Annotated in this window: 17 protein-coding genes; 6 read left to right on the top strand and 11 right to left on the bottom strand. The window is 45.7% G+C overall.

Translation table 11 applies throughout. From position 1 onward, the window contains the following. Positions 1-2 precede the first annotated feature (2 nt). Positions 3-896 carry a F0F1 ATP synthase subunit gamma gene (locus B5F71_RS07300; protein WP_087208805.1) on the top strand — a complete coding sequence of 298 codons (894 nt, stop codon included), beginning with the start codon at positions 3-5 and terminating at the stop codon, positions 894-896. Positions 897-1310: 414 nt separating this feature from the next. On the opposite strand, the gene B5F71_RS07295 is transcribed toward B5F71_RS07300, so the two are convergent. The 5 genes from B5F71_RS07295 to B5F71_RS07275 all read right to left on the bottom strand — a co-directional run bounded on the left by B5F71_RS07295 (position 1311) and on the right by B5F71_RS07275 (position 6008). After that, positions 1311-2276: an alpha/beta hydrolase gene (locus tag B5F71_RS07295; RefSeq protein WP_087208803.1), complete on the bottom strand. Its 966-nt coding sequence runs from the start codon at positions 2274-2276 to the stop codon at positions 1311-1313. 52 nt (positions 2277-2328) lie between these two features. Then, positions 2329-3072, bottom strand: coding sequence for a shikimate dehydrogenase (locus tag B5F71_RS07290; RefSeq protein ID WP_022040749.1), 744 nt, complete (start codon positions 3070-3072; stop codon positions 2329-2331). A gap of 20 nt (positions 3073-3092) precedes the next feature. Further along, on the bottom strand, positions 3093-3833 hold the full coding sequence (gene ubiE, locus B5F71_RS07285) for a bifunctional demethylmenaquinone methyltransferase/2-methoxy-6-polyprenyl-1,4-benzoquinol methylase UbiE (protein WP_022040748.1): 741 nt from the start codon (positions 3831-3833) through the stop codon (positions 3093-3095). A 186-nt stretch (positions 3834-4019) separates the two neighbouring features. Next, entirely contained in the window at positions 4020-4967 is a 948-nt protein-coding gene (locus B5F71_RS07280; protein ID WP_087208801.1) for a phosphoribosylaminoimidazolesuccinocarboxamide synthase, read from the bottom strand. A gap of 75 nt (positions 4968-5042) precedes the next feature. Further along, positions 5043-6008, bottom strand: a complete 966-nt coding sequence (locus B5F71_RS07275) for a PhoH family protein (protein WP_022040746.1) — start codon at positions 6006-6008, stop codon at positions 5043-5045. 232 nt (positions 6009-6240) lie between these two features. On the opposite strand from B5F71_RS07275, the gene B5F71_RS07270 reads away from it, so the two are divergent. Both B5F71_RS07270 and truA read left to right on the top strand, forming a co-directional pair. Further along, positions 6241-6846, top strand: coding sequence for a DUF5715 family protein (locus B5F71_RS07270; RefSeq protein WP_239466035.1), 606 nt, complete (start codon positions 6241-6243; stop codon positions 6844-6846). Between the two features lie 5 nt (positions 6847-6851). After that, entirely contained in the window at positions 6852-7604 is a 753-nt protein-coding gene (truA, locus tag B5F71_RS07265; RefSeq protein ID WP_087208799.1) for a tRNA pseudouridine(38-40) synthase TruA, read from the top strand. On the opposite strand, the gene B5F71_RS07260 is transcribed toward truA, so the two are convergent. The 4 genes from B5F71_RS07260 to purL form a co-directional block, all read right to left on the bottom strand. Further along, positions 7595-8161 (bottom strand): chromate transporter, encoded by a 567-nt coding sequence (locus B5F71_RS07260; RefSeq protein ID WP_022040743.1) that lies wholly within the window; start codon positions 8159-8161, stop codon positions 7595-7597. The genes truA and B5F71_RS07260 overlap by 10 nt on opposite strands. A 79-nt stretch (positions 8162-8240) precedes the next feature. Continuing rightward, positions 8241-8780, bottom strand: coding sequence for a chromate transporter (locus tag B5F71_RS07255; RefSeq protein ID WP_087208797.1), 540 nt, complete (start codon positions 8778-8780; stop codon positions 8241-8243). 21 nt (positions 8781-8801) lie between these two features. Beyond that, positions 8802-12785, bottom strand: a complete 3984-nt coding sequence (locus tag B5F71_RS07250; protein ID WP_087208795.1) for a hybrid sensor histidine kinase/response regulator transcription factor — start codon at positions 12783-12785, stop codon at positions 8802-8804. 118 nt (positions 12786-12903) lie between these two features. After that, complete coding sequence (purL, locus tag B5F71_RS07245) at positions 12904-16605, bottom strand: phosphoribosylformylglycinamidine synthase (RefSeq protein ID WP_087208794.1); 3702 nt, start codon at positions 16603-16605, stop codon at positions 12904-12906. Between the two features lie 247 nt (positions 16606-16852). Between purL and B5F71_RS07240 the strand changes: the two genes are divergently transcribed. From B5F71_RS07240 to B5F71_RS07230, 3 genes are all read left to right on the top strand, one after another. After that, complete coding sequence (locus B5F71_RS07240; protein WP_087208823.1) at positions 16853-19153, top strand: bifunctional dihydroorotate dehydrogenase B NAD binding subunit/NADPH-dependent glutamate synthase; 2301 nt, start codon at positions 16853-16855, stop codon at positions 19151-19153. A 148-nt stretch (positions 19154-19301) separates the two neighbouring features. Continuing rightward, a complete protein-coding gene (locus tag B5F71_RS07235) occupies positions 19302-20774 on the top strand; it encodes a Na+/H+ antiporter NhaC family protein (RefSeq protein ID WP_087208820.1) in 1473 nt (490 codons plus the stop codon). 109 nt (positions 20775-20883) lie between these two features. Then, positions 20884-21159 (top strand): hypothetical protein, encoded by a 276-nt coding sequence (locus B5F71_RS07230; protein WP_087208793.1) that lies wholly within the window; start codon positions 20884-20886, stop codon positions 21157-21159. Between the two features lie 471 nt (positions 21160-21630). Here B5F71_RS07230 and B5F71_RS07220 read toward each other — a convergent pair whose 3' ends face one another. Beyond that, on the bottom strand, positions 21631-22683 hold the full coding sequence (locus B5F71_RS07220; RefSeq protein ID WP_087208789.1) for a DUF4468 domain-containing protein: 1053 nt from the start codon (positions 22681-22683) through the stop codon (positions 21631-21633). Beyond that, positions 22628-22890 (bottom strand): hypothetical protein (locus B5F71_RS20745; protein WP_206421930.1); only part of this gene is annotated, 263 nt, incomplete at its 5' end. The genes B5F71_RS07220 and B5F71_RS20745, both read right to left, overlap by 56 nt.

Here is a 22890-nt window from a genome sequence, read left to right as displayed (position 1 = left end):
TCATGGCATCACTGAAAGAAGTAAAAGGAAGAATCAATTCCATCAACGGGACGCTGAAAATCACTTCGGCGATGAAGATGGTAGCCTCTGCCAAGCTCCATAAGGCGCAAGGCGACATTGAAAATATGCTTCCTTACGAACGAAGACTGCACCATATGCTCACTAATTTTTTAAGTTCGGGACAAAGTGTGGAGTCGCCTTTCATTGTGAAACGTGATGTGAGGAAGATTGCGATTGTCGTGTTTGCATCGAATAGTAGTTTGTGCGGGGGATTCAATGCAAATGTGATTCGCCATTTGCAGGAAACGGTAGCAGAATATGCTCAGGCAGTGCGGAAGGATGATATCCTGATTTATCCGGTAGGACGTAAAGTGGCTGATGCTGTCAAGAAGATGGGATACACTCCAATGGGTGACTATCAACACATGAGTGGAAAGCCCAATTACAAAGAAGCATCCGATTTGGCAGAGGAGCTTATTGACCGTTATTTGGCTGATGAAATTCAGGAGGTCATCTTGCTGTACAACCATTTTAAGTCTTCATCTTCGCAGATTCTGACCAAAGAGGCGTATTTGCCGCTTGATTTGTCTGCAGAGCAGAAAAATCAAGAAGGGGAAGACGATACGCGGAAATTCCACATGGAAGCTGATTATATTATTGAGCCTTCGGCAGAACGGGTGATGCAGGAACTATTACCCAAGGTACTGCGTCTGAAGATTTATACCGTTTTGCTTGACTCGGCTGCAGCCGAACATGCAGCACGTACGATGGCGATGCAGATTGCTACGGATAATGCCAATGACTTGCTTCAAGAGCTTACATTGCTTTATAATAAGAGCCGTCAGCAGGCAATTACCAATGAATTGCTTGATATTGTGGGTGGTACGATGGCATGATTGTTGTTGTAGGGAAGAAGGTAATTGATTCCCAACCCCGGCAAGTTAGGATTATTTTATAAGAATGGCATATGAAAATGGCGAGATCATTTCATATGCCATTTTTTTAGGGATACCTGGCGTATGGCTACTACAAGGGTTATCTTCTCCAATGAAGAGGATGATTCTTTATTTTTCCGGTATGTAGAATTTGTCATTAAATGAATGCCGCCAACAATCGATACATACCTCTGAAAAATGAATATATACTGCATACGCGGTTGAATATATACTGCATCTGCGGTTGAATATATACTGCATCTGCTTATGGATATAACTTCATCGGCAAATGCAGTACTACTGCGTTTTCAATTCAGCCGGATTGGCTAAATGAGGACATTCGTTAATTGGGGAATATGAAAGGTGTAGACCAACTTATTTGCTAGGCTTAGGAGAAAGATAAGGCATTATAAAGTCTTGTACTTTTTTTGTATATGTCTGAGGATAGTCACGGTAGGAGTGTGCATGGTCTACTCCTGGCACAACCCATAAGGATTTGGGTTGAGGCTTAGCATCGTAGAGCTTGTATATCATATAGGTAGGGACGAAATCATCGTTTCCACCATGAATGAATAGCATCGGGAGGTGACATTTCTCCACTTGATTTAGTGCTGAAGCTTCGTGAAAGTTCCATCCGTTCTGAAGTTGGCATATCCAACTGGTGATATACAGCAAGGGGAATGCAGGCAGGTGAAACATTCCTTGCAGTTCTTTTTCAAACTGGTCCCATACACTAGTATAGCCACAATCTTCTACAAAACATTTAATGTAAGTCGGAAGCTCTTCGCCTGAAAGCATCATTGTTGTGGCTGCTCCCATTGAAATGCCGTGAACTACAGTACGGAGAGAATCGCCAAAAAGGTGGGGGGCTACATTTATCCATTGCATTACGTCTTTTCTGTCAAGCCACCCCATTTGGATAGCATCACCTTCTGACAAACCGGAATAGCGCAGGTCGGGCAACAATACATTGAAATCAAGCGAGTGGTTATAGAGGTATCCGATATGAAACATGCGTATGGCATTATCTGTATATCCGTGTATGATAACTGCAGTATTTGCCGTAGGTTTGGAAGAATAGGCATAGAATGCATGCAGGCGGATACCATCGGGAGCAGTGATAAAAGTATCGCGTAATGCATTGCATTGTGTCAGACTGTCTATCCAAGGCACAACTTGTGGATAAGTTTCGCGTATGTAAGTCATTGAGCTTTTTATGTCTTTCCCACGGTTAATAGGCCGTAAGGAAAAGTCAAGCATATACAAGCCTGCTCCAATGAAGATACCTGCCAATACAAGGATTCCCACTATGGCGCTGATAAGAATTTTCTTTTTTTTCACTGCACAACCTGTTTATTAGTTATTAATGGCTTGTTCTGGTAGATGCGGAAAATCATTTGTTCCAGATTTCCCATGAACCGAATGCTTGTAGCAAAAGCATTTCCAGTCCGTTTTTCACCACGGCTCCCTGATCACTTCCTTTTTTCATAAAAAGTGTCGTGTCGGGGTTGTATAAGAGGTCGTAGAGTAAGTGTCGTGAGGTAAGACATTCGTAAGGAATATCAGGACATTGGTCGGCTTGCGGATACATACCTACAGGGGTACAATTGACGATAACTTTGTATTCGTCCATTATTTCGGGAGTGATTTCCTTGTAGGTGATGGTATGGTCATCGTGTCGGTTTCGGGAAACGAATCGTGTTTCTAGCCCGAGTTGCTTCAAACCGTAGTTGATAGCTTTAGATGAACCTCCTGTACCTAAGATGAGAGCTTTTTTATGGTAGGATTCAAGTAGTGATTCTATTGACCGCGTAAAGCCGATGACGTCAGAATTGTATCCTGTCAGCCTCAGCTTGCCTTTTGTCCATTCGAACTTGATGACGTTGACCGCACCGATTTCGGCAGCTACAGGGTCTATATGGTCGAGATAAGAGATGACTTTTTCCTTGTAAGGGATAGTGACATTCAATCCGCAAAGGTCGGGATTGGTTGCTGTTACTTTGGGAAACTCGTCAATGGTGGGTATTTCGAAGTTAACATATTGTGCATCGATGTTTTCTGAGGCGAACTTCTCATTGAAGAAGTTTTTGGAAAAAGAATGTCCCAGTGGATAGCCTATCAAACCAAATTTTTTCATAGAATAAAATTTATAAAGTATTATTTAGTGGCAAAATAAAGCGTGCAGACGCCCAAAGTCAGTCTTTTGAATTTCACTTCCCGGAAACCTGCTTTGCGAAGAATTCCCTGCATTGCCTCTCCTTGTGGGAAAGCCTTGATGGAGTTGGGCAGGTAGGTATAGGCACTGTTGTCTTTCGAAAACAGTTTCCCCAGATTAGGGATAACGATTTTTGAATAGATGGAGTAAAGTTGCTTCATCGGGAACCATTCAGGTTCTGACAATTCTAGAATTACAAGATGCCCTCCGGGAACCAGTACCCGGTGCATCTCTTGCAGGCCTTTATCAAGATTCTCGAAGTTACGTATGCCGAAAGCTACGGTAATGGCATCAAAGCGGTTATCCGGAAAAGAAAGAGTCGTGCAGTCTTCTTTAGCGAAAGAAATCTGCTTGTCGAGATGCATTTGTTTTACTTTTTCGCGTCCTATGTTCATCATACCTTCCGAGATGTCGGTTCCTATTAATTCTTCGGGTTGGAGCATACGGTAGGCTTGGATGGCGAAGTCTCCTGTTCCGGTAGCTACATCCATGATGTGTTGCGGCCGGTAGGGTTTAAGCAGGCGGATGGCTTTACGCCGCCAGCTTTTGTCGATGTCCAAAGAAAGCAGGTGATTCAGTTTGTCATAAGCAGGTGCGATGTTGTCGAACATTTTTTCTACCTGTACTGCTTTTCCTTCGCTTTCGTTATAGGGCTTGATTTTCTCTTGTGGATAATGGGTCATAGGAGATTTTTTAATGTGCTAATTGTTATAATGAACAATGTGCTAATGTGCCAATGAGTTTTTTAATGTGCTAATGAATAATGTGCTGATAGAAAAAATATTCTCTCATTAGCACATTCTCTCATTAGCACATTCTCTCATTAGCACATTGTCATATTCTCACATTGTTACATTGTCACATTTTTATCATTCCATCAAATAATTCATCACGTTCTTTTCGATACGTTCGCTCAGATGGTCGGTATCGGCTTTGACAAAAGGTTCGCCGGTGATGTGCTCATAAAGTTCGATGTAACGGTCGCTGATGGACGATACTATCTCTGGAGTTATTTCGGGCACTTTTTGTCCTTCTTTGCCTTGGAAGCCATTGTCCATCAGCCATTCGCGGACAAATTCTTTCGAGAGCTGGCGTTGCGGTTCTTCGTTTTCGAAGCGTTCCTGATAGCCTTCCAGGTAGAAGTAGCGGCTTGAGTCTGGAGTGTGGATTTCATCCATCAGGTAGATTTCACCGTTGTGTTTGCCGAATTCGTATTTTGTGTCTACCAGTATCAGGCCTCTTTGGGCGGCGATTTGTGTACCACGTTCAAAGAGGGCAAGTGTATAGCGTTCCAGTATGTCATATTCTTCGGGAGTAGCTAATCCACGTGCCAGGATTTCTTCTTTTGAGATGTCTTCATCGTGCATACCCATTTCCGCCTTGGTGGTAGGGGTGATGATGGGATGAGGAAATTTTTCGTTTTCACGCATATTTTCGGGCAGACGTACGCCACAAATTTCACGTACACCGCTCTTATAGGCACGCCATGCACTTCCGCACAGATAGCCGCGCACTATCATTTCAATGGGGAAGCCTTGGCACAATACGCCTACGGTTACCATGGGGTCGGGAGTAGCAAGTTTCCAGTTGGGGCAGATATCGGCGGTAGCATCCAGAAATTTGGCTGCGATTTGGTTCAGCATCTGTCCTTTATAAGGGATACCTTCGGGCAAAACCACGTCGAAAGCGGAGATGCGGTCGGTTGCCACCATAATCAGTTTCTCATCATTGATGTTGTACACATCACGTACTTTTCCGTGATATACACTTTTTTGTCCCGGAAAGTGGAAATCGGTTTTTGTCAATGCTTTGCTCATAGTTTTATATTTTATTATATTTTTAATTAGGTGACAAGTTTTCAGTGGGCAAGGTTTTCAGATAATCTTGACTGTTCAGGACCTTGTCACCTTGTTGCCTTTGTTCTCTTCTTCGAATTTTTCGTATGCCTCCACGATACGTGTCACCAGTTTATGGCGTACGATGTCTTTTTTGTTCAGCTCGATAAAGCCGATGCCCTTCACTCCTTTCAGAATCTTAAGGGCTTGTACCAGTCCCGAAGTCTGGTGTGAAGGCAAGTCTATTTGCGTCATATCACCTGTTACAATCATCTTGGTATTCATCCCCATACGTGTAAGGAACATTTTGATTTGTTGTGTGGTGGTATTCTGGGCTTCATCCAGAATTACCACTGCATCGTTCAGTGTACGTCCACGCATAAAAGCCAGCGGGGCTATCTGTATGATGTTCAGGTCCATATACTCCTTGAGCTTGGCGGCAGGAATCATATCTTGCAATGCATCATATAGCGGTTGCAGGTAAGGATCGATTTTATCTTTCATGTCACCCGGTAAGAATCCCAGTTTTTCTCCCGCTTCTACGGCCGGACGGCTCAAGACTATTTTTTTTATTTCCTTGTTTTTCAAAGCACGTACTGCCAGTGCTATAGCGGTATAGGTTTTTCCTGAACCGGCAGGACCGATGGCAAAAATCAAGTCGTTCTTGTCGAACTCTTTGACTAGCTTCAGCTGGTTGGTACTCCGCGGTGTGATGGGTTTTCCCGTTACGCTGTATACGATGGCATCCCCTGTTTTTTCTACCGCAGGTTTGTTTCCCTTGATGATATCGAGGATGGTTTCTTCGTTTAACGAATTGTATTGTGCACAATGCTTTTCCAAGTCAAGGATAGCTTCTTCGAAAGCGCACATTTCTTCTTCGTCTCCCATAATCTTGATGACATTTCCACGTGCTACGATTCGTAGTTTTGGAAACAATGCTTTAATCATCTGCATGTTGGCGTTATTGACGCCATAAAAGACAACCGGGTCAATGTCCTCCAGTACAATATGCTTTTCTATCATTCAGTCTTTGTTCGTATTTAAATTTCTGCAAATTTAATCATTCCTTTTAATCTAACGCTTCTTATCGGGCATTTTCTTTTCTTTTTTCATCGGATGTTTCGTTGAATCTCGTTATCTTTGTGCCATATTGTTTAGATTTGTGAAATCTGTACTAAAAAAGAAGAAAATGATACGAACTTTCATACGAACAGTCCTGATAATAGGGGGCTTTTTGGTTGTGTTGGGAAGCTGTATGGAGCCTGACCGGAGTATTGTGCTGAACAATCCGCACAACATCCGTGGGGTAGTAAGTTATAAACGGAGTTTCAATGACCTGAATGATGTGCAGTTGTCTTCAGCTAAGCGTATCGGCATCCGTCCCATTGCTTCGCGTGAAGAGGCCGAAGATGAAGTCGGGTCACGTCTTACCCACATAGCTCCGTGCGGGCATTATGATATGGACTCATTGACACATTCAATTCCTTTTCTTGTTCCGAAGGCTAGTGCCTTGCTGGATACTATAGGCATGAATTTTCTTGACTCATTGGGTCGGAAGGGGTTGAATCCGAATAAAATTATTGTGACTTCGGTGTTGCGCACCAAAGATGACGTGAAGCGTTTACGTCGTACCAACGGAAATGCTTCGCTCAACTCATGTCATTTTTATGGTACTACGTTCGATATCAGTTGGAAACGATTTGCTAAAGTCGAGCATCCCGAGGGGCGTCCCATGCAGGGTGTGGGTGCAGATACCTTGAAACTGGTATTGTCGGAAGTGCTTCGTGACTTACGTCAGGCAGACCGGTGTTATGTGAAGTATGAGTTGCGTCAAGGATGTTTTCACATAACGGCAAGATAAGGGAAATGGTACGTTATTTCATTTATTTAGGATATGACGGCACAGCTTATCACGGCTGGCAGGTACAACCCAATGGCATGAGTGTACAAGAAGTATTGCAAAAAGCCTTGTCTGTCTTGATGCGCCGTCCGGTGGAAGTGGTTGGAGCCGGGCGTACCGATGCCGGTGTGCATGCTCGTCTGATGGTGGCACATGTTGATTTTGATGCTCCGGTAGATATATTTCGGATGGTGGACAAGCTGAATCGCCTGCTTCCGCCTGACATTGCGGTTTACCGGATGCGTCGGGTTACAAACGAGGCTCATGCCCGTTTTGATGCCACTTATCGGCGGTATCAGTACCATATTACCACAAATAAGGATCCATTCCATCGGCATTATGCATGGCGTGTATTTCAGTCGCTTGACTTCGAGGCGATGAATCGGGCTGCATCTGTTCTTTTCGAATACACCGATTTTACGAGCTTCAGCAAGCTTCATACTGATGTGAAGACTAATAATTGCCGTATCATGCAAGCTGGTTGGGAACAGGTGGGCGAAGATGAATGGGTGTTTACTATTCAGGCAGACCGTTTTCTCCGTAATATGGTGCGTGCGGTGGTAGGTACGCTAGTCGAAGTAGGTAGGGGCAAACTTACCCTTGACGGGTTCCGTCGGGTGATAGAAGCAAAAGACCGTTGTAGTGCAGGGACTTCCGTGCCTGCACATGCTCTTTTCCTGGTTGATGTGGGCTATCCGGACCTTCTGTTTTATCCATAAACCAGATATCCCACAATACCGCTTAGTACAATCAGCAGGATGGGATTGGCCTTAAAGCGGTAGGAGGCTATGAAGACAGTTACGAAGAGGATGATGCTGACGATGATTTGCACATTGGCGGTGCCGAAGTTTTCTCCATTCATCAATACGAGGGCGGCAGCAGCAAGCAGTCCTACTACGCCCGGACGTAACCCACTAAATACGGAAGACACTGCAGGATGTTTTTGGTATTTCAGGAAGAACCGGCTGATGAGGACCATCAAGATAAACGAAGGAAGCACCACGGCACCAGTCGTGATAATAGAGCCTAAAATACCCCAAGCGTGCGAATAGCCTGCATTGACTACTGCCGTATACCCCACATAAGTAGCAGAGTTGATACCGATAGGACCAGGAGTCATTTGGCTGATGGCGATGATGTCGGTAAACTCGGGCGATGTGAGCCAGGCGTGGCGGGTCACAACTTCGCCTTGTATCATGGATATCATGGCGTACCCGCCTCCGAATCCAAAAAGTCCGATTTTGAAGAATGCGTAAAAAAGTTGCAGGAAAAGCATATGGATAATTAATAGTTAATAATTAATAATTAATAGTGAACGGTTGATGTTTGAGCCGGTGTATGCAAACTTCTAATTTTCAACGTTTAGATTTTAACCTCCCATAGATGTATCCTCCCAGTCCGCTTAGGATAATGACATAAATGGGAGAAAAACCCAAGAGCCAGATAAGAAGAGCGGAAACAATGGGAATCCACACGTTATAGCGGTTAATACGTGCCGACTTTGCCATCTTGAACGTGGGGGCAGCTATTAATGCCACTACAGCAGGGCGGATGCCCTTGAACACGTTTTCCACTGCAGGGTATTGTTTGAATTGTTGGAAGAAAAGGGCAATGGCAAGGATGACAAGGAACGAAGGGAGGATGGTGCCCAGTGCCATCCAGAAAGCTCCCCAGAACTTTCGTAACTTGTAGCCGATGAAAATGGCGATATTGACGGCAAAGATGCCGGGTACGGTTTGTGCCAGTGCCATCAGGTCGAGGAAGTCTTCGCGGGTAATCCATTTCCGTTTGTCGACTAGTTCGTCTTCGATGAGCGGCACCATGGCATATCCGCCCCCGATGGTGAACATCCCGATGCGGGTAAAGATAAGGAATGACTTGATGTAGAAATTCATGTTGTTGTTTTAATCGGTTTGTTATTCGTTTTTCTTATATACGCTGGGCGGCACGCCATAAAATTTCTTGAACGTGTCGGCGAAATATTTCGGATCGGCAAAACCCATACGGTCGGAAACTTCTGCTACCGTGTATTGCTGGCTTTTCAGCAGGGTGGCAGCTTCTTGCATACGGATATTGCGGATGAATTCGTTGGGGGCGATGCCCGTTAGTGCCTTCATCTTGTTGTAAAAACTGGTGCGGCTCATGTTCATGCTGGCGCACAGGGTGTCTACAGTCAGTTCACCTCCTAGGTTTTCCTTAATGAAAGTAGTGGCACGGCGCATGAAGTCTTCGTCCAGTCCTGATGGGAGAGGGATGTCTTCGGCAGGTGGTTCCATGTCTAATGATGCCTGCTTCAGACGCTTACGTATAAACTCACGGTTTTCCAACAGGTTATTGATATTTGCTTTCAGTACTGTCAGGTCGAAGGGCTTTACAATATGCATGTCTGCTTTGGTCTGTAGACCGCGCAGGATATCCTCCTTAGTTCCCAGGGCTGTGAGCAGAATGACTGGTATGTGGCTGGTTTCAATGTCACTTTTCAGGGTTCCACATAGCTCTTCTCCGTTCATTACGGGCATCATTACGTCGGAGATGACCAGGTCGGGCTGAAGGGTGCGTATCTTGCTGAGTGCCTCTTGTCCGTTGCCGGCTTCTTCTGTACGATAGGTGTCAGCCAGGTTTTCTGCAAGGAAAGTGCGCAGGCTGGTGTTGTCTTCTACTATTAAGATAAGAGGAGCATTGGAAGCTGCTTTCCGGACGTTCTTTTTCTGAGGAAGTGCAGGAAGAATTTCTTCTCGTTCTTCCATTGTGGCGAAGGCTTCGCCTGGGATTTCATCGGTGCGATACTGATAATGTTCGCTCCGGATGGGGAAGCTCAAGATGAAGGTGGTGCCTGCGTTTTCAGCACTTGTGAAACTTATTTTTCCTTCGTGATTACGGATGAGCCGGTAGGTGAGCAACATGCCGATACCTGAACCCGTTATCAGTTGGTTGGTAGCATTTCTGCCCCGGAAAAGGAAACGGAACAGTTTCTTTTGGTCTTCTTTGGGGATGCCGATTCCGGTGTCTTTGATGCAGAGTGTCCAGCGATTCTTGGTATATCCGGATTCTATCTGTATTTCTCCTCCGTGCGGTGTGTACTTCAAGGCGTTGCTGATGAGGTTTCGTAGGATAGAGTCTATTTTATTACGGTCTATCCATACATTCAGTTGGCTGAAAGTGGAGGTATAATGTAGGCTGATGCCTTTTTGTTCGGCGTATGCCTGAAATTGTTTCAGGTAGGTTTGCAGGTAGGTTCCCAGCTCATGTCGTGACACTACGGCTTGTGAACTGTAGTAACTTTCTTTCTGGAAGTTGATGAGATTGTCTGCAAGGTCAGAGAGGTTTTCGGTGCTTTGCAGGGCGAGGTTTAGATTCATTACTCCCTTATCGCTTAAATGTTCGTCTTTCAGGATTTCACCCAAAGGAGCCTTGATGAGGGTGAGCGGTGTACGGATATCGTGAGCGGTATGTACGAAGAAATTGATTTTCTCTTGCGATACTTGTTTCTCGTGGCGTATCATTTTGATGCGTACTAAGAGGTATGTGATGCCGATGATGATAAGGGCATAGCCCAGAAATGCCCAAAAGGTGAGCCATGCCGGACGTCCTATCAGGATACGGATAGAGCGCTCTTCTATCGGTTGGTGATTATCGGTCAGGACGGCTCGTACGTGCAGGGTATAATTGCCTGGCGAGAGGTTGGTGTATTGGATGAGTCCGTCGGGCGAGAGAGGTGACCATTCATCGTAGAATCCTTCCAGTTTCCAGCTGTATGCAATGTCGGATGAATTGTCGAAATTGATGGATGAAACGTTGAGTGAGAAAGTGTTCTGGTTATACCCCAGCTTGATTTGTGTCGTTTGGTCAAGCGGTTGGGAAAGGGGAGAATCTTTCTCTCCCGCGTGTACTGTTCGGTACATGATTTTCAAGTCTGTAAATACCAGATGGCTATAGAAATCGGAAGGTAACTGGATGTTGTCAGGCAAGACGATGGCACCTTCGTTACTTCCGAATATCATTTCCCCATTCCGGCTATGGATAGCTGCATTGGGGTTGAAGCTTGCTGCCAGCAGACCTTGCTCTTTGGTCCAGTTAGTAAATGTACCAGTGGAGAGGTTGAAAAATGCCAGTCCGTTTTCTGTGCCCAGGTAGAGATTTCCTTCACGGTCGTTCGTGATGCTGTAAATATTGTTGCTTCCCAAGCCACTGTTTTCGGTATGGTAGTGCCGGATGATTTTTCCTTGATCATCGGCAACGAACAGTCCGTTTCCGGAGGTTCCGATATAGGTATACCGGCTTTTTTGGTGCAGACAGATGGCATTGATGCAACCCATTTCGATTTCATTGTCAAGTGGACGGATTTCACCACTCTGTTTGTTGAGGACGAATACTCCGTTTATGGTACCTGCCCACATTGTCTGTTTGTCTTTTTGTACCAATGTTGTAATAGGATAGCCTATGTCATACTCGGCAGTGGCGTGCGTGTGAGGATGATGCGATTTCAGGCGGTAGAATCCTCCAGTCCATACAAGGCCTTCTTCATCGCGCAGGATGCATCGGATATATTTGTCCGGTCCTTCTTCGGGTGAGAACTTTTGTTGCTGATAAAAGGTCACTCGTCTGGCCTGCTTGTCTATTGCATAGATTCCCGACATGTATCCTCCGGTTAGGATAAGGCCGGGGCGAACTTCGCAAAGAGCTGTAAAGATGCGGTTTTCACTTTCTCCGTTGGAGCCTTTGTCGGAAGAAGTGAGATAGTTGGTCCATTGCTTCCGCTGAGTGTCAAAACAGCTTATGCCGTTGCTGGTGGCATACCAGATGTCTCCATCGGCATCTTCCAGAATGTCGTTGATACAATTGTTTGCCAAGGAATTGGCATTGTTGGGCGAGTGTACAAGCCACTGATAACTGGGATATTGTTCCGAATAGATAGTGATACCAGTAGGGTAGACCACGTTCCAAAGTCGTCTGGCGTGGTCCATGTAAATATCTTTGATGATGTTTCCATTCATCTTATTGGGGGTGCGTGGGTCTTCTTGCAGGAATGGTTCCAGGTGCAGGCGGTTCATGTCCAGGCGGTAAACGCCTTTCCCATCGGTAGCGATATAAAGTGTATCAGGGTACGTACGGTCTGGGATGATATTGTTAATGCCAATATCTTTCATCGAATTGCCCAGTGCCGTTAGCTTTTCTTGCAGCGGATTATATACATACACCTTATCCAGCAGGCTATTGATGACAAGCTGGTGTGTAGGTTGGTGGTAATAGATATAGTCTATCAGTTGGAGGGCAGGCAGATGGATGGGATATATCTCTCGAATCTGGAAATCCTCGAACCGGATTTTGTATAATTGTAGTTCGGATGCCAGATAATATTCGGTTGCATTTGCCTGTGCAATGCCAATGATTTTGCCTTTTGCCTGTTGGGGTAACTGGTAGTGTTTACCCGAGTGGATGTCGTAAATGACAAAATGCTGGTTCACGCACATCCATATCCGGTCCGAACGGTCCATATAAAGTGCCGATATAGGGTGCTTCTTCAATTCCGGATAAGCAAGATGCAGGTCGAAAGTGAGCTGGAAAGAATCTTTCAGTTCGTTGTAGCGAAAAAGGTGTCCATCTTTTCCTATTTCCCATATTGTCTGTTTGCTGTCGGTGCGTAGGAGGTTAAGGTTGGGATAGAAGTCTTGGGCTTTTCCTTGATGGAACAGGTCGTAATGTGTGAACCGTTTCCCGTCGTAACGGTCTGCCCCTTTGTGGGTAAGTATCCAGATATAATATTGTTTTCCTTGTTCGATAGAAAGTACCCTTCTGCTGCTGAGTCCGTTATCCATGCCGATGTATTTGAATATTTGGGCGTTTATAGGGAATAATGACATCAGTATCATTCCTATTAGAATAAAGAACTTGTTCAGCATAACGGAAAGGTTTATGAGTTTTGTTTTTAACGCGGATTAACGCAGATTTTCGCAGATATTCATTCGATAATCTGCGTTAATCCGCGTTAATCTGTGTTTCCTTATATATTAAAGGTATTTACTTATGTACTTCTACCCACTTACGTGCATTGACGAAGGCTTCCATCCACGGTGTGATTTGGTCTTCGTGAATGCGGTCGGCAGGATAGTAGGCATTGTTCCAGGGGAAGCAGGCACGTTCCAAGTGCGGCATCATAGCCAGATGGCGTCCGTCCTGACTGGCGATACCTGCTACGCTATAGTCTGAACCGTTCGGATTGCCCGGATATTCATCGTATGAATATTTCAATACCACGTTGTAATGGTCTTCAGGATAAGGCAATGAGAATTTTCCTTCTCCATGGGCTACCCAGATGCCTAGTTTTGAGCCGCTCAACGAGCCGAACATCACGCTTCGGTTCATCGGTACGGTTACACCCAGGAATGCCGATTCGAACTTGTGCGAGTCGTTGTGCAACATTTTGCCCTGTTTCTTGTCCTCAGGAGTAATCAGCCCTAATTCCATCATCAGCTGACATCCGTTGCATACGCCTAACGAAAGGGTATCCTTGCGTGCATAGAAGTTATCAAGTGCCGCCTTGGCTTTCGGGTTGAAGAGGAAGGTCCCAGCCCATCCTTTTGCCGAGCCTAATACGTCGGAATTGGAGAACCCTCCGCAGAACACGATGAAATGGATGTCTTCCAGTGTTTCGCGTCCGCTTACAAGGTCGGTCATCGTTACGTCTTTTACATCGAAGCCTGCCAAGTAGAGCATATATGCCATTTCGCGTTCACCGTTGGTTCCTTTTTCACGGATGATTGCCGCCTTGATGCCGCTTGGTGTGCGTCGGTCGGGGTTCAAGCCGAATTGTGACAATTTGCCTGTAAATGACTTGTCGAATACGGTTTCGAGCGGTTGCATCTTGTAGTTCTCGAAACGTTTCTTGGCGCATCCGTTCATGCTCTGCTTGCGGTCGAGGAGGTAGGAAGTAGAGTACCATACATCACGCAAGTAGTCGATGCCGAACTGGTAAGTAGCTTCGTGAAGCGTGACAAGTATATGGCGTTCGTCGGCAGGTGTACCCAGCTTGACAAAGCCTACGCCTGCATCTTCCAGGATTTTCTTGACTTCGTGTTTGTGCTTGTCGGCTATCTGGATGACAACACCCGGATTTTCGGCGAAGAGAATCTTCACGATGTCTTCGTGCTTGAACTTGTTGAGGTTGATTTCCATACCGCCTTCGGTATTGGCGAAGCACATTTCGAGTAAGGTAGTGATAAGACCTCCAGCCGAAATGTCGTGTCCTGCCAAAATCAATCCTTTGTTCACCAGTTCCTGAATGGCAAGGAATGCATTGCGGAAATAGTCGGGATTTTGTACGGTGGGAACATCATCGCCTATTTTATTCAAGGATTGGGCAAATGCCGAACCTCCCAAGCGGAGCTGGTCGAAGCTGAAATCGATGTGGTAGAAGGTCGATTTCGGATTGTTTACCATTACCGGAGAAACAACTTTCTTGATATCCGATACTTCGCCTCCTGCAGATACGATAACTGTTCCCGGGCTGATAATCTTTTCTCCGTTCGGGTATTTTTGCGTCATCGAAAGCGAGTCTTTTCCTGTAGGCACATTGATTTGCAAGGCACAGCAGAAATCAGACAATGCTTTCACCGCCGTGTAGAGACGTGCGTCTTCACCTTCTTGCGAGCGGCAGGGCCACATCCAGTTAGCCGAAAGCGAGAGGCTGTCCATGCCGTCTGCCAAAGGTGCCCATACGATGTTGGTCAGGGCTTCGGCTACAGACAATACCGAACCGTATGCCGGATTGGCAAGACCTGCTTGCGGAGCATGTCCGAGAGCTGTGGCAATACCTTTCTCACCCCGATAGTCGAGCGCAACCACACCGCAATCGCTCAAAGGCAACTGAAGTTCGCCCTGACATTGCTGGCGCGCGATTTTACCTGTAACCGAGCGGTCTACTTTGTTGGTCAGCCAGTCCTTGCAGGCTACGGCTTCCAGTTGGAGCACACGGCGCACGTATTCGTTCAGCTTGGTTACATCGTAGGTCACGTTTTCATAGTGGCGTTCTACAGTCTTGTCTACCATATAAGTCTTAGGAGAAGAACCGAACATCTGGTCTACCGCCAGGTCGAACGGGCGTACACCATCGGCTTGCTCGAAGGCAAAACGATGGTCGCCCGTGGTTTCGCCTACCACATACATCGGGGCACGTTCGCGTTCGGCTATCTTTTTCACATGTTCGATAGATTCTTCTTCAATCAACAGTCCCATACGCTCTTGCGATTCGTTGGCAATGATTTCTTTTGCCGAAAGTGTTTCGTCTCCGATAGGCAGCTTGTCCATGTGAATCAATCCGCCGCAATCCTCAACCAATTCCGACAAGCAGTTTACGTGACCTGCCGAACCGTGGTCGTGGATGGAAACAATCGGGTTGGTATCTTCTTCGCAGAGGGCGCGCACTACATTGTATGCGCGTTTCTGCATCTCGGCGTTGGCACGTTGTACGGCATTCAGCTCGATGCCTGATGAATAACGGCCGGTTTCTACCGACGATACCGAACCGCCTCCCAGTCCGATGCGATAGTTGTCACCTCCTAATACTACGATTTCATCTCCTGCTTCGGGCGTTCCTTTCAGGCAATCGCGTTTTGTTCCGTAGCCCACGCCTCCGGCAAGCATAATCACCTTGTCGTATGCATATTTTTCGTTGTTTTCCTGATGCTCGAAGGTCAATACCGAACCGCAGATGAGAGGTTGCCCGAATTTGTTTCCGAAGTCGGAAGCACCGTTCGAAGCCTTAATCAGGATTTGTTCGGGAGTCTGGTACAACCATTTGCGTACGGGCAGGATGCTTTCCCATTCGCGTCCCTCATCGGTACGGGGATAAGAAGTCATATAAACCGCTGTACCTGCAATGGGCCACGAGCCTTTTCCTCCGCCCATACGGTCGCGGATTTCACCTCCGGTACCAGTAGAAGCGCCGTTGAACGGCTCTACCGTTGTGGGGAAGTTATGCGTTTCCGCCTTCAGGGAGATGACGGTCTTTATATCTTTGATGATGAAATAATCGGATGTAGAGTGGTCTTTCGGAGCGAATTGCTCTACTACGGGACCTTCGGCAAAGGCTACATTGTCTTTGTATGCCGAGATAATCTTGTTCGGATTCTCTTTGGTAGTCTTCTTAATCATCTGGAACAAGGATGATTCCATTTCCTTTCCGTCAATGATGAACGTACCGCCGAATATTTTATGGCGGCAATGTTCCGAATTGATTTGGGCGAAACCGAACACCTCCGAGTCGGTCAGCTTGCGTCCCAGGTCTTGTTCTACTTTTTTCAGGTAGTCCATCTCTTCGCGTGAGAGTGCCAGTCCTTCCTGTTCGTTGTAAGCTTCCAGGTCATCAATGTAAATAATGGGCTGGGGTTTGATATTTACGTCAAATATCTGTTGGTTTAGCCCGTGGTACATACGTTGCAGCATCGGGTCGTGTTCCGCGTTTTCGTCCTTTACGGAAAAATATTCTTCGATGCGGCGAATGCCTGTAAGTCCCATATTCTGGGTAATTTCTACCGCGTTCGTACTCCACGGCGTAATCATTTCCCGGCGTGGACCGATGAACCAGCCTTGTAAATTCTCTTCTTTTTCTACCGTCGCGTTTCCATACAGCCAACTCAGTTTCTTGATGTCGTCTGCATTCATTTCCTTATTGCATTGGGTAGCAATCACACTTTGATTAGGTGTTCTGAAAAATAGAATCATAGCGTCTGTTATGGTTAAAATTGATTGTTCACTAAAATTATTCTGCAAAGTTACACAATTCGTTGGAATATTATCGAATAAAAGATAGATTTATATAGATTAGGAAGGAATATTTGTGATGGATTTTCAGGCTGTTGAGATTGTATATATGAGGTGTGTTGGCAACAATTTTGATTTTTGTTTGGCAGATGAGCTTGAAAAAGTTAACTTTGCCGTGCTGAAAACTAACTTATTACATCAAGACAAAATGAATAAAATTATTTCAAAGGAACATTTTTCAGAAAAGGTGTTCAAATTAGTGGTGGAAGCACCACTTATAGCCAAGTCACGTAAGGCTGGGCATTTTGTCATCGTGCGCGTAGGAGAAAAAGGTGAACGTATGCCGCTTACCATAGCTGAGGCAGATCCGGTAAAGGGCACGATTACATTGGTGGTACAAGAGGTGGGATTATCGTCTACACGCCTGTGCGAGTTAAACGAGGGTGATTACATTACTGACGTGGTAGGACCACTTGGTAAGGCCACGCACATTGAAAACTTCGGTACGGTGGTTTGTGCTGGTGGAGGCGTGGGTGTTGCTCCAATGTTGCCTATTGTGCAGGCGTTGAAAGCTGCCGGAAACCGGGTGATTACTGTGCTTGCCGGACGTAGCAAGGAACTGATTATCCTGGAGAAGGAGATGCGTGAAAGTTCGGATGAGGTAATCATTATGACTGATGACGGTTCGTATGGGAAGAAAGGCTTGGTAACGGCTGGTGTGGAAGAAGTCATTCTGCGTGAGAAAGTGGATAAGTGTTTTGCCATCGGTCCGGCAATTATGATGAAGTTCGTTTGCCTGCTCACCAAAAAATACGATATCCCGACCGATGTGTCGCTCAATACCATTATGGTAGATGGAACAGGTATGTGCGGTGCCTGCCGTATAACTGTAGGAGGAAAGACCAAGTTTGTATGCGTAGACGGGCCGGAGTTCGATGGACATCAAGTGGATTTCGATGAAATGTTGAAGCGTATGGGGGCTTTTCGCGATATCGAACGCGAAGAAATACATAAACTCGATCCGGTAGACCCGCACGTATGTGAAGTTACAAAGTCTCAGGACGACCGTACAGCTCCATGGCGAGAAGCCCTGCGTAAGTCAATGAAACCGAAAGAACGCACCGCTATCCCTCGTGTGAAAATGAATGAGTTGGATCCCGAATACCGTTCGCATAGCCGTAAGGAGGAAGTGAATCTCGGATTGAATGAAGAACAGGCATTGACAGAGGCTAAGCGTTGTTTGGATTGTGCCAATCCTTCGTGTATGGAAGGTTGTCCGGTAGGTATCAATATTCCGGGCTTCATTAAAAATATCGAACGTGGTGAGTTTCTTGAGGCGGCTCGTGTATTGAAAAAGACCAGTGCACTGCCTGCAGTTTGTGGTCGGGTATGTCCACAGGAAAAGCAATGTGAGTCGAAGTGCATTCATCTTAAGATGGGGCACGAAGCCGTTGCTATCGGCTACTTGGAGCGTTTTGCTGCTGATTACGAGCGTGAGAGCGGACAGATTTCTACGCCCGAACTGGCTCCGAAGAATGGCGTTAAAGTAGCTGTTGTAGGCTCGGGACCTGCCGGTTTGTCGTTTGCTGGCGATATGGCTAAGATGGGTTATGATGTGACCGTGTTCGAAGCTTTGCACGAAATTGGTGGTGTATTAAAATATGGTATCCCGGAATTTCGGTTGCCGAATAAAATCGTGGATGTAGAGATAGAGAACCTTTCGAAAATGGGGGTAGAGTTTGTAAAAGACTGCATCATTGGGAAGACGGTTTCTGTAGAAGACTTGCAGGCTGAAGGTTATAAGGGTGTTTTTGTAGCATCTGGAGCCGGACTTCCCAACTTCATGAATATTCCGGGCGAGAATTCAATCAATATTATGTCATCGAATGAATATCTGACCCGCGTCAACCTGATGGATGCGGCAAGTGAGGATTCAGATACCCCTGTTACTTTTGGAAAGCGTGTCATTGTGGTCGGAGGCGGAAATACGGCAATGGATTCCGTGCGTACAGCACGCCGTCTAGGAGCTGAGCGGGCAATTATTGTTTACCGTCGGTCGGAAGCTGAAATGCCTGCCCGTATTGAAGAGGTGAAGCACGCCAAAGAAGAAGGTGTGGAGTTTATGACTCTGCACAATCCGCTTGAATATATTGCCGACGAGCAGGGGCGTGTGAAGCAAGTGGTGCTTCAGAAAATGGAGTTAGGAGAACCCGATGCTTCTGGACGCCGTAGCCCGGTGGCTATACCAGGGGCTACTGTAACGCTCGATATTGATATGGCTATTGTCAGTGTGGGCGTGTCGCCAAATCCGATAGTACCGAATTCCATTCCAGGACTGGAACTGGGACGTAAAGGTACCATTGCGGTGAACGATGACATGCAGTCTTCCATTCCTGCTATCTATGCCGGAGGTGATATCGTGCGTGGAGGTGCTACGGTGATTCTGGCAATGGGTGACGGACGTCGTGCTGCAGCCGCCATGGACAAGCAGTTGCGTGGTGCTGTCTAATGAGTGGTATAATATATTGGTATTGATTTTAGAACATTAGGAACGCAGGTTTCCGCAGATTGGAAAAGATAAATCATCTGTGTGAATCTGCGTTTTTGTTGATGAATAAATATTGAAAATGAGTAAAGACAATCGTGCATCGACACCGATGCGCCGACTGCCTTCGTGGCAAGTTTCTTTGATACCTTTTGTGGTATTGACCCTGTCTCTGGTAGTGATTATAAAAATATTCGGCCCCGATGCTCTTTCGGGAGGGAGTCAGGTATGTTTGTTATTGGCTTCTGCTGTTACGGCAGCCATTTCGATGTTTGCCTATAAGAATTCGTGGGAAATTTTGGAGTTTTGCATTCTCGACAATATCCGGTCAGTTGGTACAGCTATCCTTATCTTGTTGCTTATCGGTGCGATTGCCGGCACATGGATGGTGAGTGGTATTGTTCCTGCTATGATATGTTATGGAATGCAGGTAATTTATCCGGCAATATTCTTGGCTGCAGCTTGTGCGATATGTGCGCTAGTATCGCTGATGACAGGGAGTTCGTGGACCACGATTGCCACCATTGGAGTGGCATTGATAGGCATCGGTGTGGCTTTGGGATTTGAACCGGGATGGACGGCAGGTGCTATTGTGTCGGGGGCTTATTTCGGCGATAAGGTCTCTCCGTTATCTGACACGACGGTGTTGGCTTCTTCCTCTTCGGGTACTCCTTTGTTCACTCATATTCGCTATATGATGATTACTACTATCCCTTCGCTGACGATAGCGATGGTGATTTTTCTTGTGGCGAGTCTGATGCACAAGCAGGTTGGAGCGTCACAGACTGCCGAGTTTGCTGGGGCATTGAAATCTGTTTTTAACATTACACCCTGGTTGCTGATTGTTCCGGCACTTACTGGTGTGCTTATTGTTAAGAAAGTACCTGCTGTCTTGACGCTTTTTTGTGCTGCGGTGATGGCTGCCGTAACGGGACTTGTCGCTCAGCCTCAAGCGGTATGGGCAGTAGCGAACCCCGGACTGCCTTTTACTGATTTTTCAGGTTTGTCTTTTTGGGATGCATGTAAGGGCATTACTGTTACATTTTATGGCTCGACGGCTATCCAGACCGGTAATGAGGCTATTGATGCCTTGATTTCTACACGAGGTATGACGGGGATGCTTAATACGATATTCTTGATTGTCTGTTCGGTTACTTTCGGTGGAGTACTTGCGGGAAGTGGTATGCTGAAAAGTCTGACCGAACTGTTTGCCCGTCTTGCCCATAGGGCCTTTACGTTGGTAGGAGCTACGGTTGGAACCGGATTGGTATGTAATATCGTTACGGGCGACCAGTATATTTCCATCTTGCTGACTAGCAGCCTCTATAAGAAACTTTATGAGCGAAAAGGGTATGAAAACCGTTTGCTTAGCCGGTCGGTGGAAGACTCGGCTACTGTCACATCGGTGCTTATTCCATGGAATTCTTGTGGTATGACGCAGGCGACAGTACTTAAAGTACCTACGCTGGAGTATCTTCCATATAGCTTTTTTAATATCCTTTCTCCGTTTATGTCTGTTCTGGTTGCTGCAGTAGGGTATAGAATATTCCGGAGTAAGAAGGCGAAGGCAGAAGAGGTTGATTGAAAGGGAATACGTTTCAGTGCCTCTTTTTGTCGGTTGGGAAAGATTTCTGAAGTCAGTCTTGTGTGAATGCTTTTACTTTGCATGCGTTAATCAATAAAATACAGATGATATGAAATTTTGGTTCGACACACTCCGGAGCCGGCTGCTGCTGACGTTCATCACTTATGTGCTCTACATGTTGCTTTACTTCCTGACTGACGAGGTAATGCGTGATTTCTATCTGGAGAAGCACCCGGTCTGGGATTACGTGGTGGATATTTTGACTACTTTGGTCTGCGTGTTCTTTTTCGTACAGCTTTCCATCTGTTACAGCAAGGTGATTTACAGGCGGTTCGTGTCGTTGGCACACCCTTATCGCAGTCTGATTGTATTCTTCGTCAGATAGCCGTTATCTTCCTCATTACACAAACGGAAATGCCTCAAAAACTTATCCCAAATCATCGCACGATAAATTCAAAACAGTTTCTGAATTGCCTGATGAAATTTTGTAAGCATTCGAACCAATGCTTACTGACTACTGCCTTTCCGGATAGAATCATAACAAGACGCAGCCGGTTGCAGAAGCCCGCGGATATAGTTGCAGTGGCAAGCGCATATAGGTCCATCCGCTGCAAGATTATTAATTTTATACCAGACGAAGTTATCTGTGTGGAGACAAAAAGATACAGTACTCCGGCATTTGATAGGTCTATACAATCTATAGTCACTTGTTTGTCTATGTTGTTACGGTAGTAAAAAGCTATAAACAAGTTTTTTCGGATGGCAGTAAGATGGGCAGCAAGCAATAAAAAAGAGGATAGGATGTTACTCTTTGCGAGTGTACATCCTATCCTCTTTTGGAAATTTAGGGAGTTTGTTATCTCATTTCAATTTGAGTAATTTCACCGATATACATTGTATATTGTTTAGATGTATCGACAGTTTGGTTGAGCGATTTCAATTCATTTGCAGTCATTGGTTGCGCCATCGCTTTTTTGCAAGTAATGATTATTGAAGGCTGTGTGCTTTGGTTGAAGTAGAATGAAACTTTGTAGGTCGTGTTTTGTCCCATCAATGCGTTGGCTGCGATGCGGCTTTGGTCGAATAAAATATAGGCAACATTCTTTCCCAACATTTGTCCCAGTCCACTCCAGCTTTCAGTTTGGATGTCAATGGTTTCTCCGTTTTCAGCAGTCAGAGTGATACGTCCTTGGGTGGCCAGCTCATTCAAGTTGGAAGGAAGCCGGTCTATGCTCACTGTTTTCAGTTCACCTGTAGCAGAAAGAGTGGGCTGTTGTGTAGAGAGAGTGGCAGGTTGTTGTACGTTTGCAGTTGTTTGCGTACCCAGAAGCTTTTGTCCTAAAGCATCGGTTACCTGCTGGAAGAGTTGGTCTTTCAGGTCGATGGTTTCTCTTCTGAACTTTCCACATATCGGAGCCAGTTTCGTTTGTTTCTTGTTTAAAGCCATATCGTCTGTAATCCATTCTTCTGCACTATATTTTTCACCTCCATCACGGGCTTCGTCATACCAATAGCGGATACGTGTCATTTCAAGGTCGCAAATACCTTCTTTGGCATAAATCAGAAATTGATAGTAAATACGTGTGCGGTCGAGTGATAATGCGGAAGAAGAAAATACAATGTATTCTTCAGCTTGTACGGCGATTTCTCCAGCTTCTTCGTTGGTATAGGCTACAAAACTGTTTAGTTTTCCATCGGGTTTAAACCGGTTCGTAGCCCAGTCTAGAAGTTGATTGTAGATTTCCTGTTTCGAGAGTCCGGGTGCTTTGATTTCTTTGGTGAAAGTCACTTTCCCATCGGTCAGGGTTACGGCTCCTGCCAGGTACTTTGGATTTGAGTTGTCGTTTTTATCCTTAGCAATGCCTGTCAGAGGCAAACATATCAAAAGGATGAGCAGTAGTTTTTTCATAATGATTTATTGATTTGATTCTATTTAGAAGGACAAATATAGGAAGAAAACGAAAAAAAAGGCTGAATTTTGCTATAAATAATATGAAAAGAGAAGCGTAAGAAGCTGTTTTGAATTTCTCCAAAAAGTATTTCTTGGCTTGATGTATCCGTTTTCGTGTGTGCTTTGGGCGATTTTTTGGTTCTTTTCGCTCCTGTTCTTCGTCAG

The sequence above is a fragment of the Bacteroides sp. An269 genome, from assembly GCF_002159755.1.
In the GTDB taxonomy this organism is placed as follows: domain Bacteria; phylum Bacteroidota; class Bacteroidia; order Bacteroidales; family Bacteroidaceae; genus Phocaeicola; species Phocaeicola intestinalis.
Note: the sequence above shows the minus strand (reverse complement) of the source record. Positions and strands in the feature narration are given on the sequence as shown.